The organism is Streptosporangium sp. NPDC000509 (assembly GCF_042898365.1).
Classification (GTDB): Bacteria; Actinomycetota; Actinomycetes; order Streptosporangiales; family Streptosporangiaceae; genus Streptosporangium.
The window spans coordinates 79,217-95,362 of sequence record NZ_JBIAYX010000022.1 but is presented as its reverse complement, the minus strand read 5'-3'; the positions used below and the strand labels follow the sequence as shown (position 1 = coordinate 95,362).

10 protein-coding genes are annotated in these 16,146 nt (G+C 70.6%); 3 read left to right on the top strand and 7 right to left on the bottom strand.

Going from position 1 to position 16,146, the window contains the following annotated elements; translation table 11 throughout:
- Positions 1-2 precede the first annotated feature (2 nt).
- Positions 3-2,246 (top strand): hypothetical protein, encoded by a 2,244-nt coding sequence (locus tag ACFY3D_RS33135; protein WP_389986930.1) that lies wholly within the window; start codon positions 3-5, stop codon positions 2,244-2,246.
- On the opposite strand, the gene ACFY3D_RS33130 is transcribed toward ACFY3D_RS33135, so the two are convergent.
- The 3 genes from ACFY3D_RS33130 to ACFY3D_RS33120 all read right to left on the bottom strand — a co-directional run bounded on the left by ACFY3D_RS33130 (position 2,189) and on the right by ACFY3D_RS33120 (position 5,544).
- Complete coding sequence (locus tag ACFY3D_RS33130; RefSeq protein ID WP_350949140.1) at positions 2,189-2,740, bottom strand: HIT domain-containing protein; 552 nt, start codon at positions 2,738-2,740, stop codon at positions 2,189-2,191. The two genes, ACFY3D_RS33135 and ACFY3D_RS33130, sit on opposite strands and share 58 nt — an antisense overlap.
- Positions 2,741-2,904: 164 nt before the next feature.
- Entirely contained in the window at positions 2,905-4,872 is a 1,968-nt protein-coding gene (gene thrS / locus ACFY3D_RS33125) for a threonine--tRNA ligase (RefSeq protein ID WP_350949139.1), read from the bottom strand.
- A 69-nt stretch (positions 4,873-4,941) separates the two neighbouring features.
- The gene (locus tag ACFY3D_RS33120) at positions 4,942-5,544 is read right to left on the bottom strand and encodes a glycoside hydrolase family 25 protein (protein WP_350949138.1); all 603 of its coding nucleotides are present in this window, start codon (positions 5,542-5,544) and stop codon (positions 4,942-4,944) included.
- A gap of 94 nt (positions 5,545-5,638) precedes the next feature.
- Here ACFY3D_RS33120 and dapD point away from each other — a divergent pair, with 94 nt between their 5' ends.
- Positions 5,639-6,628, top strand: coding sequence for a 2,3,4,5-tetrahydropyridine-2,6-dicarboxylate N-succinyltransferase (dapD, locus tag ACFY3D_RS33115; RefSeq protein WP_350949137.1), 990 nt, complete (start codon positions 5,639-5,641; stop codon positions 6,626-6,628).
- A 258-nt stretch (positions 6,629-6,886) separates the two neighbouring features.
- Complete coding sequence (locus tag ACFY3D_RS33110; protein ID WP_389986926.1) at positions 6,887-7,531, top strand: hypothetical protein; 645 nt, start codon at positions 6,887-6,889, stop codon at positions 7,529-7,531.
- A gap of 104 nt (positions 7,532-7,635) precedes the next feature.
- Here ACFY3D_RS33110 and ACFY3D_RS33105 read toward each other — a convergent pair whose 3' ends face one another.
- The 4 genes from ACFY3D_RS33105 to ACFY3D_RS33090 all read right to left on the bottom strand — a co-directional run bounded on the left by ACFY3D_RS33105 (position 7,636) and on the right by ACFY3D_RS33090 (position 15,246).
- The gene (locus tag ACFY3D_RS33105) at positions 7,636-8,532 is read right to left on the bottom strand and encodes an LLM class F420-dependent oxidoreductase (protein ID WP_389986923.1); all 897 of its coding nucleotides are present in this window, start codon (positions 8,530-8,532) and stop codon (positions 7,636-7,638) included.
- Between the two features lie 110 nt (positions 8,533-8,642).
- Entirely contained in the window at positions 8,643-9,305 is a 663-nt protein-coding gene (locus ACFY3D_RS33100) for a TrkA family potassium uptake protein (RefSeq protein ID WP_362517872.1), read from the bottom strand.
- A 135-nt stretch (positions 9,306-9,440) separates the two neighbouring features.
- Positions 9,441-11,342 carry a DNA helicase RecQ gene (recQ, locus tag ACFY3D_RS33095; RefSeq protein ID WP_389986919.1) on the bottom strand — a complete coding sequence of 634 codons (1,902 nt, stop codon included), beginning with the start codon at positions 11,340-11,342 and terminating at the stop codon, positions 9,441-9,443.
- A 301-nt stretch (positions 11,343-11,643) separates the two neighbouring features.
- Positions 11,644-15,246 carry a discoidin domain-containing protein gene (locus tag ACFY3D_RS33090; RefSeq protein ID WP_389986916.1) on the bottom strand — a complete coding sequence of 1,201 codons (3,603 nt, stop codon included), beginning with the start codon at positions 15,244-15,246 and terminating at the stop codon, positions 11,644-11,646.
- Between the last annotated feature and the right edge of the window lie 900 nt (positions 15,247-16,146).

The window sequence follows — 16,146 nt, the reverse complement described above, 5'->3', positions numbered from 1 at the left end:
TCGTGAAGCGGACGCTTGTCGCGCTCGCGGTGGTGCTGGGCCTGCTGTGGCCGGGGGCCGCGCAGTCCGCCACTCGAGTGGACGAACGGGTGGTGCTGATCGGCATTCCCGGCCTGCGGTGGAGTGACCTCAGCCCCACCGGCACCCCGAACCTGTGGCAGCTCGCCGGGCGGAGCGCGGTCGGGTCCCTCTCGGTCCGCACGGTCGGCAGGGTCACCTGCCCCTACGACGGGTGGCTGACGGTGTCGGCGGGGGTGAGGTCCGCGGTCGGCTACGGCTGCGGACTCCCCCCGCTGCCCGAGCCCGACGCGGCGGGCGCGGTCATCCCCGGCTACGAGTACCTGCACCGGGTCGCCGGCCAGCGCAACGCGGGCGCCCTCGGCGAGGCCGTTCACGCCGCCGGTGAGTGCACGCTGGCGATCGGTTCCGGGGCCGCGCTCGCGCTCGCCGACCGCTCGGGCAGGGTCGACGTGTACGCCCCCTCCCCCGCCCAGATCCGCGCCGACGCGATCACCGGGTGCCGGGTGATCGCCGTCGACGTCGACGACCTCATCAGGCCGTACCTGACCGGCGACCGGTTGCCCCGGGAGGAGGACGGGCTCACCGCGCGGGAGCGGGCCGCGGCGCTGCGCCTCGCCGACGCCAAGACGGGGGCGGTGCTGAGCATGCTGCCCGAGGACGCCCGCGTGCTGCTGGCGGGCCTGTCCGACCACGGCGGAAACCCGCACCTGCGGGTGGCGATGATGCGTGACGAAGGCGTCTCCGGCCGCTTCCTGGGCGCGGCCTCCACGCACCGCGACGACACCACGATCCTGCCGGACATCACCGCGACGATGCTCTCCCTGACGGGCGTCGCGGCGCCGCCGGGGGTGATCGGGGTTCCCTGGCAGGCCTCCGAGAGGCGCACCGGCGGCACCGAGACGGCGCGGGTCGCGCTGGATCGGGCCGACGTGGCCGGGGAGACGATCAGAAACGTGGGCGGGATCTTCTTCACCACCGTCGCGGTGCTGCAGGTCGCGTTCTACCTGGTCGCCTTCCTGCTGATGCGCCGCAGGCGAGGGTTGAGCGGCGTCCGCGTCGCCGCGGTCGCGCTGGCCTCGGTGCCCGTGTCGACGTACCTGGTGAACCTCACCCCCTGGCATCACGCGGGCTCGCCGGTGCTCGCGCTGGTCGGCGGAATCGCCGGATGCGCGTTGCTGCTGGCCGCGACCGCGCTGGCGGGGCCCTGGCGCCGGGCGCCGCTCGGGCCGCTGGCGGTGGTGGCGGGGGTGACCGCGGCGGTGCTGGCGGGCGACCTGCTGACCGGGACGACCCTGCAGCTCAACAGCGTGATGGGCTACAGCGCCGTGGTCGGAGCCCGCTACTACGGGCTGGGCAACATCCCGTTCGCGCTCTTCGCCACCTCGGTGCTGCTGTTCGCCGCCACGATCGCGCACCGGCTGACGCGCGCCGACCGCGCGGGCGCGCCGGTGGACCGGCCGGCTCTCGGCGATCACGCCGATGCCCCCGTGGTGGACCGGCCCGCGCACGAGGGCGCCACGGTCGCCGTCGTGTCGGCTCACCCGATGGGCGGGAGCCGCGCGAGCGTGGTCGCGGCCGCCGTCGTGGCGGCGCTGGGCGGTTTCGCGATGATCCTGGGCGGCTGGCCGGGCGTGGGCAGCGACTTCGGCGGGGTGATCGCGTTCGTGCCGGGCATCGCGGTGACCGCGCTGCTGATCGCGGGCAGGCGGGTCTCGATCGTCAAGCTGGGCGCGTTCTGCGTGGCGGGCGGCGTCATCGTGATGTCCATCGCCTACCTCGACTATCTGCGTCCCGCGGGCTCGCAGACGCATCTGGGCCGTTTCGTCGGCCAGGTGTTCACCGGGGAGGCCCTGGAGGTGATCGGCCGCAAGTTCGGCGCGATGCTGGGCACACTGCTCAACCCCAACCTGATGCCCGTCGTGATCGCCGCGGTGGCCTTCCTCGTCTACGCGCTGCTCCGCCCGGAGCAGGCGAGCGCGGGGGTGTTGCCCGCCGCGTTCGCGCACTCCCCCGCGCTGCGGGCAGGGCTGATCGGCACCCTGGTCAGCGGGGTGGTCGGCATGCTGGTCAACGACTCGGGGGCCGCGGTGCTGTCCATGGCGCTGGCGCTCGCCGTGCCGCTGACGCTGTCGGCGGGCATCAAGGCGCTGGACGAGGACGTGCCGCGCTACGAGGAGCCGGGCCAGCAGCCGGCGAGCAACTCCCTGGTGTCGCGCAGCAGCTGAGGAAGCACCCTGGTCTGGCCGACGACGGGCATGAAGTTGGTGTCGCCGCCCCACCGGGGCACCACGTGCTGGTGCAGGTGGGCGGCGATCCCGGCGCCCGCCACGCCTCCCAGGTTCATGCCCACGTTGAAGCCCTGCGCGCCGCTCGCCTTACGCAGGGCCACCAGCGCCCGCCGGGTGAAGTCGGCGAGTTCGAAGGTCTCGGCCTCGTCCAGGTCGGTGTAGTCGGGCACGTGCCGGTAGGGGCAGACCATCAGGTGGCCGGAGTTGTAGGGGTAGAGGTTGAGCAGTGCGAAGACCTTCTCTCCTCGCGCGACGACCAAACCGTCCTCGTCGCTCATACGGGGGATCTCACAGAACGGGCAGCCGTCCTCGGGGCCGGAACCCGCCGGTTTACCCTCCCCCTTGATGTACGCCATCCGGTGGGGGGTCCAGAGTCTCTGGAACGCGTCCGGTGTCCCCGCTCCGTGCTGCGCCTCCGGCTCGTTGCTCATGGCCGCCAGCATATTGCCACGCCGATTACCGTCGTCTCGCGCCTCCCCCCGGCCTTCCCGAGCCTCCGAGAAGGCCCGCCGGGGCTAAAGGCCCGGGGGCGCCTCAGGCTCCCGTGGAAAGGTTTCCGAGCCCTCCACGGGAGACCTTCCGCCGCCCAGGGGGCTCAGACCTGGACGCGGCGCTCGATCGCGTCGACGATCTCGGCGATCGCCTCGTCGACCGGCACCCCGTTCTTCTGCTCGCCGTTGCGGAAGCGGAAGGAGACCGCGCCGTTGGCGATGTCGTCGTCGCCCGCCAGGAGCATGAAGGGCACCTTGGACTTCTGGGCGTTGCGGATCTTCTTCTGCATGCGGTCGTCGGAGGCGTCGACCTCGATCCTGATGCCCCGCTCGCGGGCCTTCTTGGCCAGGTCCTGGAGGTAGGGCGCGTGGGCCTCGGCGATCGGGATGCCGACCACCTGGACCGGCGCGAGCCAGGGGGGGAACGCGCCGGCGTAGTGCTCGACCAGGACGCCGAAGAAGCGCTCGATCGAGCCGAACAGCGCCCGGTGGATCATGACGGGCTGCTGCCGGGAACCGTCGGTCGACTGGTACTCCAGCTCGAAGCGCTGAGGCAGGTTGAAGTCGAGCTGGATCGTCGACATCTGCCAGGAGCGGCCGATCGCGTCACGGGCCTGCACGGAGATCTTCGGCCCGTAGAACGCCGCGCCGCCCGGGTCGAGCACCAGCTCCAGCTTCTCGGACTCGGCGACCTCGCGCAGGGTCTCGGTCGCCTCCTCCCAGTCCTCGTCGTTGCCGACGAACTTGACCGGGTCCTTGGTCGACAGCTCCAGGTAGAAGTCGTCGAGGCCGTAGTCGCGCAGCAGGTCGAGCACGAAGCGCAGCAGCGACTTCAGCTCGTCGCGCATCTGCTCGCGGGTGCAGTAGATGTGCGCGTCGTCCTGGGTGAGACCCCGCACGCGGGTGAGGCCGTGCACCACGCCGGACTTCTCGTAGCGGTAGACCGTCCCGAATTCGAACAACCGCAGCGGCAGCTCCCGGTAGGAGCGTCCGCGCGCCCGGAAGATCAGGTTGTGCATCGGGCAGTTCATCGGCTTGAGGTAGTACCTCGCGCCTTCCAGCTCCATGGGGGGGAACATGCCGTCGGCGTACCAGTCGAGGTGACCGGAGATCTTGTAGAGGTTCTCCTTGGTGATGTGCGGGGTGTTGACGAAGGAGTATCCCGCCTCCTCGTGCCGCCTGCGCGAGTAATCCTCCATCACGCGGCGGATCACGCCGCCCTTGGGATGGAAGACCGGCAGGCCCGAGCCCAGCTCGTCGGGGAAGGAGAACAGGTCGAGCTCGGCGCCCAGCTTGCGGTGGTCGCGCTTCTCGGCCTCCTCCAGCAGGTGGAGGTATTCGTCCTGCTTCTCGCGCGACTCCCACGCGGTGCCGTAGATCCGCTGGAGCTGCGGGTTCTTCTCGCTGCCCCGCCAGTAGGCGCCGCCGGAGCGCATCAGCTTGAACGCCGGGATGGACCGGGTGGTCGGCACGTGGGGGCCGCGGCACAGGTCCTTCCAGCGCAGCTCACCGGTCTTGGCGTCGAGGTTGTCGTAGATGGTGAGCTCGGCACCGCCCACCTCGACGCTCTCCTCCTCGGCCGCGCCGCCCTTGAGGCCGATCAGCTCCAGCTTGTACGGCTCCGAGGCGAGCTCCTCGGCGGCCTGCTCGTCGGAGACGGGCCTGCGGGAGAAGAGCTGACCCTGCTTGACGATCTCGCGCATGCGCTTCTCGACGCGCTTGAGATCCTCGGGGGTGAACGGGTCCTTGACGTCGAAGTCGTAGTAGAAGCCGTTCTCGACCGGCGGGCCGATGCCCAGCCTGGCCTCGGGGAAGATCTCCTGGACGGCCTGGGCCATGACGTGCGCGGTGGAGTGGCGGACGATGGCGCGCCCGTCGGGGCTGCCCGCGGGGACCGGCTCGATCACGTCGCCCTCGGCCACCGGGGCCGCGAGGTCCTTCAGCTCGCCGTTGGCGCGGGCGGCGACCACCGAGCGGCCGTCCGCCTCCAGCGCCTCTCCGTACGTCGTGCCTCCCGCCACCACACGCGCTGCTCCGGCGATGGTGACACGAAGTTCTGGCACGGCGGACACTGTTGCTCCCTGGGAGAGGTCGACGAATGGTCTGGGAATCGATGCTACCGGTGTCGGCAACGCGATTTCTCAGGCGTCGCGGCTCCGGCGGTAGCCCAGGGAGGTCAGCTCGGCCCGGGTGCCGCGGAAGACGTTGCGGTCGAGGGGCCTGTTCGAGTGCTGGTGGATCGTCCACCTGTCCCACGGCCTCGGCACCTCCGGCCTGCCCCGGGGGTGGTCGGGCGCGGCGATCCACAGCGGATAGGGCTCCAGCCCGGCGCAGTTGCCGCTCCGCGCGAACGACAGGAACGTGTAGATCACCGGCTTGACCCCGGCGAGCGCGACGACCGCCTGGCACCAGACGCGGGCGAACCGCGCCACCCGGTGCGCCGGTAGGTGATCGTTGGTCTCCAGGTCGAGGGCGAGCAGGTCCCCCCTGCGCAGCCCCGCCCGCCGCACGATCCGCAGGAAGTGCACCGCCTGCGCCTCCGGGTCTCCCGCGGGACGGGCGAAGTGGTAGGCGCCGCAGACGATCCAGCTCTCGCGCATGCCGTTCCAGTTGGTGGCGAACCACTTGTCGGTGAAGGTGCTCCCCTCGCTGGCCTTGGCGAACGCGAAGGAGACCCCGCCCCTCGCGTGCGCGCCCCAGTTGACGGCGCCCTGCCAGTTCGACACGTCGATCCCCTGCAACATGGCCGCCAGGCTAACCGCCGGACGGCACGGGGCACACGCCCGACGCTACCTCGGCGTACTGCCATTGCGGCTGCTTTGGCTAGGCTTGGTCGGCGTGAACGCAGCAGCCCAGACCTCCGGCGCCTACGCGGCCGGCATCGCGACCATCACCTCCGGCGGAACCGTGCTCGACACGTGGTTCCCGTCCCCGCGGCTGGGCGAGCCCCCCTCGCCGGGCACCACGCGGCTGACCGAGCGGGAGGCGGCCGAGGAACTCGGTTCCGAGGTCGCCGCGCTCCTCGGCCCCGACGAGGACCGCGGCGTGGAGGTGGTCGCGGTGCGCACCGGCATCGCGAAGCTGTCGGAGGCCCCCGCCGACGCCCACGACGCCTACCTGCGCCTGCACCTGCTGTCGTCGCGCCTCGTCCAGCCGCACGGCCAGAACCTGGACGGGCTGTTCGGCCTGCTCAGCAACGTGGTGTGGACCAACCACGGGCCGTGCGCCGTCGAGGGCTTCGAGCAGGTGCGGCTCCGCCTGCGCGCCCGGGGTCAGGTGACCGTCTACGGGGTGGACAAGTTTCCCCGGATGGTCGACTACGTGCTGCCCACCGGCGTCCGGATCGCCGAGGCCGACCGGGTCCGTCTCGGCGCGTACCTGGCGAGCGGCACGACCGTGATGCACGAGGGCTTCGTCAACTTCAACGCCGGCACGCTCGGCACCTCCATGGTCGAGGGCCGCATCTCGGCGGGTGTCGTCGTGGGCGACGGGTCGGACGTCGGCGGCGGTGCCTCGATCATGGGCACCCTGTCCGGCGGCGGCAAGCAGGTCATCTCCATCGGGAGGCGCTGCCTGCTGGGCGCCAACAGCGGCGTCGGCATCTCCCTGGGCGACGACTGCGTCGTGGAGGCGGGCCTCTACGTCACCGCCGGGACCAAGGTGGCCCTGCCGGCGGAAGGGCCCGAGGGACGGGTGGTCAAGGCGTCCGAGCTCTCCGGCGCCTCCGGTGTGCTGTTCCGCCGCAACTCCACCTCGGGCGCGGTCGAGGCCGTGCCCCGTACGGGGACGAGCGTGGAGCTCAACAGCGTCCTGCACGCCAACGACTGACCGCCTGGTCGTCGGCTCTCGTCCGGGAGCGGCTCCGGGAGCCGCTCCGGGAGTACGGCCCGCCGTCCTCGCGAGGCGCGAGGACGCCTCTCCGGTTCGTCCCGCGCGGGGCTCGCGGATGTTCGTCCGCGGGCCCCTCAGCTGACAGAGTGGCCCCACGGGTCCGCTGGGGCCCGCTCGAGCCACTGGGGCAGCTGAGGCCACTGGGGCCACGAACCTCACGCCCGAACGGGGGCGGTCCGCGCTGGAAGGATTCGGATGACCGGTCAGGGGATGGCGGGCGACGGTGAGATCGGTGGCAGCGGCGAGAACGGTGAGAACACGGCCGGGACGGTGGCCCGGTGGGTGACCGGGCTGTTCGCGCCGCAGGTGCTGGTCATCGGGCTGCCTCCGCTCGTCGGGCTGATGGCGGACGGCTGGCCCGGTGCGGTCTGGGGCCTGGTGGCCTCGGCCCTGTGCGGCGGGATCCCGGCCCTGGTGATCCTGAACGGGGTCCGTTCCGGACGCCTCGACTCCCACCACCTGGTCGACCGGTCGAGCCGTACGGTTCCGCTGCTGGTCGCGGTCGCCTCGGTGGTCGTCGCGCTGACGCTGCTGATCCTGCTGGGTGCCCCCCGGCTTCTGGTGGCCACGGTGACCGCGATGCTGGCCGCGCTCGCGGTGACGGTCCCGATCACCTTCCGGTGGAAGATCTCCTTCCACGCGGCCGTGTCGGCGGGCACCGTGGTGGTGCTGGCCCATGTGCTGCCCGCCGCGCCCACGCTGGTCGCGGGCGCGCTCGTCGTGGCGACGGTGTGCTGGGCGCGCGTCAGGCTCACCCACCACACACCCGCCCAGGTCGCCGCGGGGACCGCCGTCGGGGCGGGGACGGCGTGGGCGGCCCTGAGCACCTTCGGCGTCTGAGCGGGACCGCCCCTACGTGGGTGGCGGGGGAGAAAGAGCCCTCAGAGGATCGGCGTCGCCGACGGCCGCTCGCGGGGCGCCGGACGGCAGGGGCGTAGGAGCCTTCACAGGAGGCTCTTGAGGAACTCCCGCGTCCGGGTGCCCGGGGAGTACTCGGCGGCGACGAAGTCGGTGACCCCGGCCTTGGCGAGCGCCTCGATCCGCGCCGACACCTCGTCCTCGTCTCCGACGATCGCCACATCCGCGGGCCCTGCGGCGCCCTCCCTGTCGAGCATCGCCCGGTACGACGGCAGCTGGCCGTAGATCTCGAATCGCTCGGCGGCCAGCGCCCTCGCCGCCTCGACGTCGTCGGTGACACAGACGGGCAGCGCGCACACGATCCTCGGCTCGGGGCGCCCCGCGGCCCGCGCGGCCTCGGTGACGGCGGGGGCGACGTGCTCGGCCACCGTCTTGGCGCCGGTCATCCACAGCACGGTGCCGTCCGCCACCTCCCCGGCCAGCCTGAGCATCCTCGGGGCCAGGGCGGCGATGAGCACGGGCATGTCCTTCGGCCCCGGCGTGTTCAGGCCCAGCCGTGCCGTGAGGGTCTCTCCCTCGAAGGAGACGTTCTCCCCGCGTACGAGCGGCATCAGGATCGACAGATATTCGCGCATGTGGCGGGCGGGCCGCTCGAAGCTCATGCCGTAGATGCCCTCGATCACGATCTGGTGCGAGAGACCGATACCGAGGGCGAGCCGCCCGTCGAGGGCGGCGTTGACGGTGAGCGCCTGCTGGGCGAGGACCGCCGGGTGGCGCGGGTAGGTCGGGACGACGGCGGTGCCGAGCTCGATCCCCGGCACCTGGCTTCCGGCCACGGCGAGCGCCGTCAGGGCGTCGAGGTCGAACGTCTGGGACATCCAGACGGAGGAGAAGCCGTCATCGGCCCCGCGGGCGATGCTTTCCCGTACGTCACCGAGCGCGTCCGGCTTCTGGGAGCCGCTGAGGAACAGTCCGAATCGCATCGTTACCGAACTCCGTTCTAGGAAGTTTCGCCCAGTCTAGATCGACCGCGGCGAACACACGGCGACCCGGGCACGGCGAGTCGGGGGCGCACGGCGCGAGGCCGGGGGGCTCACGGGAGTTCGGTGAACCGCTCCACCTGCTCGATCTTGCCCGCGATGACGATGACGTCCCCGTACCCGAGTACGGTCCCCGCGTCGGCGTAGGTGAACTCGTCGTACTGGCCCTTCACGCACACCACGGTCACGCCGTACTTGCGCCGCAGGTTGGACTCGCCCAGGGGCACGCCGACGTACTCGCGGGGCGGACGGGTCTTGACCACCGCGTAGTCGCCGTCCACCTCCATGTAGTCGAGCATCCGCCCGTTGAGCAGGTGGGCCAGCCGCTCCCCCATGTCGTGCTCGGGAAGGATCACGTGATGGGCGCCGACACGCTCCAGGATGCGGCCGTGCTCGCGGCTGATCGCCTTGGCCCAGACGTCCTCGATCTCCAGCTCGACGAGCAGGGACGTGGTGAGGATGCTGGACTCCAGGTCGGTGCCGATCGCGACCACGGCCCGGTAGAAGTCGGGCACCCCTATCTGCCGCAGCGCCTCGATGTCGGTGGAGTCCGCGACGACGACGTGGGTGAGCTTTCCCGCCAGGCTCTGCACCACCTTGGGGCGGTTGTCGATCGCCAGCACCTCGGTGCCCCTGCGAAACAGCTCGACCGCGAGGGAGCTGCCGAAGCGGCCGAGCCCGACGACCACCACCGGGTCGTTCCTTCTGTCAGCCAACGATCGTCCTCTTTCGGGAGTCCGCGGCCACGAGGGTCCGCCAATGCGAGGAGCCCGGAGGCGGACGACAGCCTCCAGGCTCCTCTATGCGTCTCACTGCGCGGGCCATCAGGCCCGAATTCGCCCGATTCTATCTCAGGGGAACTCCAGAAGGGTTTCCTCACCGCCCTCGGACTCCCCTGCGGATCCCGCGAGGGTGTCGAGAACCTGCCGGCCGTACTTGGCCAGCTTGTTCTCCCCGACCCCGCTCACCGTACCCAGCTCGGCCAGGGACGAAGGCGCCCTGGTCGCGATCTCACGCAGGGTCGCGTCGTGGAAGATCACGTACGCGGGCACGCCCTGCTCCTTCGCGGTGGCCCCGCGCCAGGCGCGGAGCAGTTCGAACACCGGGACCGCCTCCGGCGGCATCTCGACGGGCTCGGCCCGGCGCGAGGTGGAGGCCGCCGAGGACCGGGAGGCCTTGGCGGCGCGCGGTGCCCTCTCGGGCTCGCGCCGCAGTGGCACCTGGCGTCTGCGGCCCAGGACCTCCGCGCTCGCCTCGGTCAGCACCAGCGTGCCGTAGTCGCCCTCGACGGCGAGCAGTCCCTGCGCCAGCAGCTGGCGCACCACGCCGCGCCACTCGGCCTCGCTCAGCTCCGTGCCGATGCCGAACACCGTCAGCCCGTCGTGGTCGTGCTGGATGACCTTCGCCGTCTTCTTACCGAGGAGGATGTCGATGATCTGACCGGCGCCGAACTTCTGGCGGCGTTCGCGCATGAGCCGGAACACGGTCGACAGGACCTTCTGCGCGGCGACCGTGCCGTCCCACGACTCCGGGGGCGACAGGCAGGTGTCGCAGTTGCCGCAGGCGGTGCCCTCCTGGCCGAAGTAGGCGAGCAGCCGCACGCGGCGGCACTCGACCGCCTCGCACAGGGCGAGCATCGCCTCCAGGTGGGTGGCCAGGCGGCGCCGGTGGGCGTCGTCGCCCTCGGAGGTGTCGATCATCTTGCGCTGCTGCACGACGTCCTGGAGGCCGTAGGCGAGCCACGCGGTGGAGGGCAGGCCGTCGCGCCCGGCCCTGCCGGTCTCCTGGTAGTAGCCCTCGACGGACTTGGGCAGGTCGAGGTGGGCGACGAAGCGCACGTCGGGCTTGTCGATGCCCATGCCGAACGCGATCGTGGCGACCATGACGAGGCCGTCCTCGCGCAGGAAACGCGCCTGGTTGGCGGCGCGGACGCGGGCGTCGAGCCCCGCGTGGTAGGGCAGCGCCTCGATGCCGTTCTGCACCAGGAACTCGGCGATCTTCTCGACCGAGTTGCGCGACAGGCAGTAGACGATGCCCGCGTCGCCCGCGTGCTCGGTGCGCAACAGCTCCAGCAGCTGCCGCTTGGGCTCGTTCTTGGGGGCGATGCGGTACTGGATGTTGGGGCGGTCGAAGCTCGCCACGAAGTGGCGGGCCTCTTCCAGGTTCAGGCGGGAGGCGATCTCGGCGTGGGTGGCCTTGGTGGCCGTCGCGGTCAGCGCGATGCGCGGCACGTCGGGCCAGCGCTCGTGCAGCGCGGACAGGGCGAGGTAGTCGGGCCGGAAGTCGTGCCCCCACTGGGCCACACAGTGGGCCTCGTCGATCGCGAACAGCGAGATCACTCCGCTGTCGAGCAGCCGCAGCGTCGCGTCGACCCGCAGGCGCTCCGGCGCCAGGTAGAGCAGGTCCAGCTCTCCGGAGAGGAAGGCCGACTCGACGGCGCGGCGCTCCTCGAAGTCCTGGGTGGAGTTGAGGAACCCGGCCCGTACGCCGAGGGCGGTCAGGGCGTCGACCTGGTCCTGCATGAGCGCGATGAGCGGTGAGATCACCACTCCCGTGCCCTTCCGCACGAGGGCGGGGATCTGGTAGCACAGCGACTTGCCGCCACCGGTCGGCATGAGCACGAGGGCGTCGCCTCCGGAGACGACATGCTCGATGATCTCCTGCTGGCCCTCCCGGAACGAGTCGTAGCCGAAGACGCGCTGCAGGACCCGCGACGCGTCGCTCGCCTCGGGGCCGTTCTCGGGGGAAGCCATCGGGACAGTGTACGAGGATCTTCCCGCCGGTCGGCGACGAACAGGCCGCAACCGCGGGAGGCGCCCGGCACCGCACCAGGCCATACCAGGCCATACGGAACCGGGGGCGTCGGTGTGGGGCGGGCCGTGTGCCGGTTCGGCGGTGACGGAGCGATCCAGCGGGGATGGACCGGTTCGGCAGAGATAGGGAGCGGGAGAAGGTGCCGCCGGGAGGGTCGGTCCTCCCGGCGGCACCGGCTTGCTTCCCTGCTGTCTTATTTCGGCTGCTTTGTTTCGGCCTTCTTTCGGGTCTCCCGCGGGATCACGGGTTGACGTTGATCGTGAAGGTCGACGTCGTGTTCTTGATGTTCTGGAAGTTGTCGCTCATCCGGAGGTTGTTGAACGTGGCCGAGCCGACCGCCGGTCCCTGGCCCGGCTCGGGCATCTCGTTCGCCCAGATGGCCCAGCCGGACTTGGCGTCGAAGGCGTCGCCGCTCTTCCTGGCACCGGTGATCGAGATGTTCGTGAAGATCGTGTCGGTGACCGGGTTCTGCGGCTGGCCGCCGACGTAGTTGGTCTGGAACATGATGCCGCCGTAGGTCGGGTCCACGATGTCCACGTTGCTCACGCGGATGCCCTGGAAGACCTTGGAGGCGGAGAAGACCCAGATCGCCGGGAAGACCTGCTGCCCCCAGAAGTGACCGCCGGCGCGGACGATCGAGATGTTCTCGAACCTGGTGGGCGGGCTGGCACCGAAGCCGTTCATCGGGTAGCCGAAGTCCAGCGAACTGATCGTGATGCCGGAGTAGACGAGCGTGTCGGCGATGTAGATGTTCCTGAAGACGTTGTCGTACCCGCCGTAGACCGCGACGCCCGCGGCCCGCCAGGTCAGGATCGACGTCAGGTTCTCGTAGACGTTGCCGCGCATGTCGGCGCCGCCGGCGTCGATGGCGGAGAACAGCGCGAAGCTGTCGTCTCCGGTGGCGCGGGCCTCGTTGTTGCTGACGAGGTTGTCGGTGCTGCCGTTGGTCATGTTGATGCCGTCGGCGAACATGTTGCGGATGCGGGAGTTCTTGATCGTCACCCGGTCGGTGTTGGCGCCCCAGTAGAGGCAGACCATGTGCTCGTTCCAGATGTTGTCGATCACCACGTCGGCGACGTTGGCGAAGTCGAACACCTTGCCCGGCCCGTCGATGCGGGAGGTGTAGTTGCCGAAGTAGGCGAAGTTCGCGAAGGACGAGCCGTTCGCGCTGGCCTCGGCGCGGAAGCCGATGTCGGTGTTGTCCTGGTTGCCGGGCGCCCGGAACTGGGTGTACCAGGGACCGGCGCCGACGACCTTGACGGCCTTGCCGTAGACCTGGAACTTGCTCGCCGTCTGGTAGGTGCCCGCCGGGAGATAGACGCCGACCAGGGTGCCGGTGGTGTCCATCCGCACCCGGTCGAGGGCGTTCTGCACGTCCTGGTGGGTGAATCCGGTGGGGGTCGTGTACCTGGCGGGGTCGGGGTTCGCGATCGGCGAGACCTGCTCGGTGTTGATGAAGTCGATCGCGTACGTCGTGGTGTTGGCGGGGTCCTTCTGCAGCCTGATCTTGCTGCCTGCCGGGACGGTGGTCCCCAGCATGACGTTGGCCTCGTCGTAGATGTGCCGCGGCCCGCCGGAGCCCGGCGAGTTGCCGGGGCCGGCCTCGGGGCCGTACAGCCAGGCGTACTTGGACGTCAGGTTGATCGGCTTGAGGAAGGTGCCGTTGACGTAGATGTTCAGCGTCGAGTCGATGCCACCGCCGCCCGGGGCGTCGGGGATGGAGAAACGGGTGACCAGGGTGTTGGTGCTCGCCTTGGTGGTGAACTCGACGTAGCTGCCCGTGCTGTTCAGCGTCACGGCCCTGCGGCCCGACGCCTCACCCGCCACGTCGCCGATGGTGCGGTTGGGTCCGACCACCGCGGCCCCGCCGCCGACGACGGCGTCCTCGGCCTCGTACATCTCGTACGGCATGTTGGCGCCACGACCGACGAAGAGCGGCTGGACGGTGGTGTTGTTCGCCCGCTTGACCGGCAGCTCGTTGGCGTCGTCGGCGAGGACGGTCCTGACGGTGTACTTGCCGTTCGCCGCCGTCCAGGTGCCCAGGTTCACCGGGCTCGTGGTGGCACCCGGCGCGATCACGCCGCTGTGGGAGCCGGTCAGGGTACGGACGACGGTGCCCGCCTCGTTGAGCACGGTGAGGGTGATGCCGTGGGCGCCGCTCGCGGAGGCGAGTGTGCCCTGGTTCTTGATCGCCACGGAGAAGGTGACGACGTTGCCCACGGCCGGGTTGCCGGGGGTCCAGCCGGTCGTGGCGACCAGGTCGGAGGTGTCGACCGGCCTGACCACGAGCGGGGCGGAGCTCGTGAAGGTGTTGTTCGACTCGTTCTGCTCGATGACGGTGTTGTCCTCGTCGACCTTGGCGCTCAGCGGGTAGCTGCCCGCGTCGCGGGGACCGGCGGCGGCCGACACCGTGACGGACGCTCCGGCGGCCAGCCCGGCGACCGAGGCGGTGCCGACCTTGGTGGTGCCCAGGTAGAAGTTGACGTTCGTCGCGCCGGAGGCAGCGGAGCCGCCGTTGCGCACCGTGGCCGAGAGCGTGACGGAGTCGGTCTCGACGGGGGACGCGGGGGACGCGGTCACACCGGTGATCGTCAGGTCCGGGTTCGGCGCCGGGATGCCGATGACCTGGAACTCGGCGACCTGCCCGGCGGGGGCGCCGGTGTTCGAGGTGAACCTGAGCTGGACGTCGGCGTAGGCGCCGCTGACCGGGATCGTCACCGTGTTACCCGAGGCGGGGTCGAAGGTGTGGTTCGCCGCCGCGGCCAGGGTGGTGAAGGTGGTCGAGCCCTGTCCTCGCCCGAGAACCTGGATGTTCTGCGTGCGCGTCGCCCAGACGCTGTCGGGGTTCAGCTTCACCACGACCGAGCTGAGGGTGGCGTTCGCGCCGAGGCTCACGGTCAGCGTGTTGGGGTAGCTGCCGCCGTTGCCCTCCCAGTAGGTCGCCGTGTCGTTGTCGTTGGCGTTGGCGGCCACGAAGGTGAAGACCGAGGAGGAGGCGGTGATCGCCTTGCCGACGGCAAGGTTCGACCCCGGCGGGGTGCTGCCCGTACGGGTGACGGTGTTGCTGTTTCCCGACTGGTTGCCCGCGGCGTCCTTGGCCTTGACGTGGTAGGAGACCGTCGCGGTGGCCGGCTGGGTGTCGGTGTAGGTCAGCACGTTGCCCGCGACGCTGGCGCGCAGGGCGTTGTTGGCGTAGACGTCGTATCCGGTCACGCCGACGTTGTCGGACGAGGCGTTCCAGGTCAGCCTGATCTGGCCCGAGCCCGGCTCGGTGTAGGCCAGGTTCGACGGCGTGCTCGGCGGTGTCGTGTCACCGCCGGAGCCGGGTCCGTACACCTCGAACTCGGAGAGCTGACCGGCGGGCCAGCCCGTGTTCGCGGTGATGTTCAGCCGGAGGTAGCGGGCGCTGGTCGTGGCGAAGTCGATCGTCACCGTGTTGCCGGTCGCCGGGTCGAAGGTGCGGCCGGCGGAACCGGCGACGGTCGTGGTGGGCGTGGCGCTCGTGCCCGCCAGCACCGACAGGGTCTGCGTCCTGGTGTTCCAGGCCGCCGCGGGCGGCAGCTTCAGGACGACCTGGTTGACGCTGGTCACGGCTCCGAGGTCCACCTGAACCCACTGCGGGAAGGTGTTGTTGCTGCTCTCCCAGTAGGTGGTGGCGTTGCCGTCGGTGACGTTGCCCGCGCCGTAGGGGGCGTTGACACTGCTGGAGGAGGCCGCCTTCCCCACCGCCAGGTTGGGGCCGGCCGCCGCCGAGGCCGGTGCGGTGACCGCCCCGGCCAGAGCGAGCAGGCTGGTCGCGGCCGTCGCCGCCATCAGCCGTAACGCCAGGTAGTGCTTTCTCATCGCGTTCCTCTATCTCTCGTCTGGGACGACAGGGTCGGGAGGGAGGCCGCGGCCTCCGCCACGCGACGCGCTCGGCACCCGGGGGTGCCTCGCCCACAAGGCGCCGATACCCGGTCCTCTTGTTCCGGGTCCTCGGAATCCGGCGGGCCGGCCGGATGATCTGTGCCGGCCGAGCCGTGAGCCGTGCCTCGTTCGTCGCTGGGGGGTGCTGGTCGCCGTTACGCCGGGGTCCTTCCTGCGGAGGTGGCCGGCGGGACGAGCGACGGTGAACGTCGGATCTTTCTGTGGGTTCCGGACGGGAGGTGTCCGGGATCGCGGGCCCCTGACCGGTCGCGGCCCGGGGCGCTCCGCCGGGCGCGGGCCACGACGCCCTGTAGTCGGCTGTCGTCGGCTGCGTTCGGCGTCGGCGCGAAGGGCGATGAGTGTCACAACCGGAGCCACCAGGGCGGCGACCGGCCGCGCGATGCCGAGAACGACGTCACCTGGGACCTCTCCGAAGGGGTGGGAGAGATGCGCCGAAGCAGCACATCACTGCCGCAAGTTGCGAAGAACAGAGAGAATTTAACAGGACTTTGCAATATTTTTGCACTGCGCTGGCCAAAGGTTACATACGCGCTACGGCCGCGTCAACGGGTCGAGAAGGGTGGCTCACCTCGGCCGAAGCCTCCTGTGCTGCCCGGCCGCCGCCTGCCCCGGACGCCGAAGAGGACCGCCCGAGCGGCGGCGACCGCCTCCGGCGTCGCACTCCCCCGGAGACCGGACGTCCTCTCGGTCCAGGAGGCCCGGATCCCGCGCCGAGACGCTCGCCGGGGGATGGCCTGGGACGCCGAAAGGACCGCTCCGGCGAGCGAACCGTTTTTACCGGAAGTGGAAGAAGCTGAATGAGCGCGGCATGTCGAA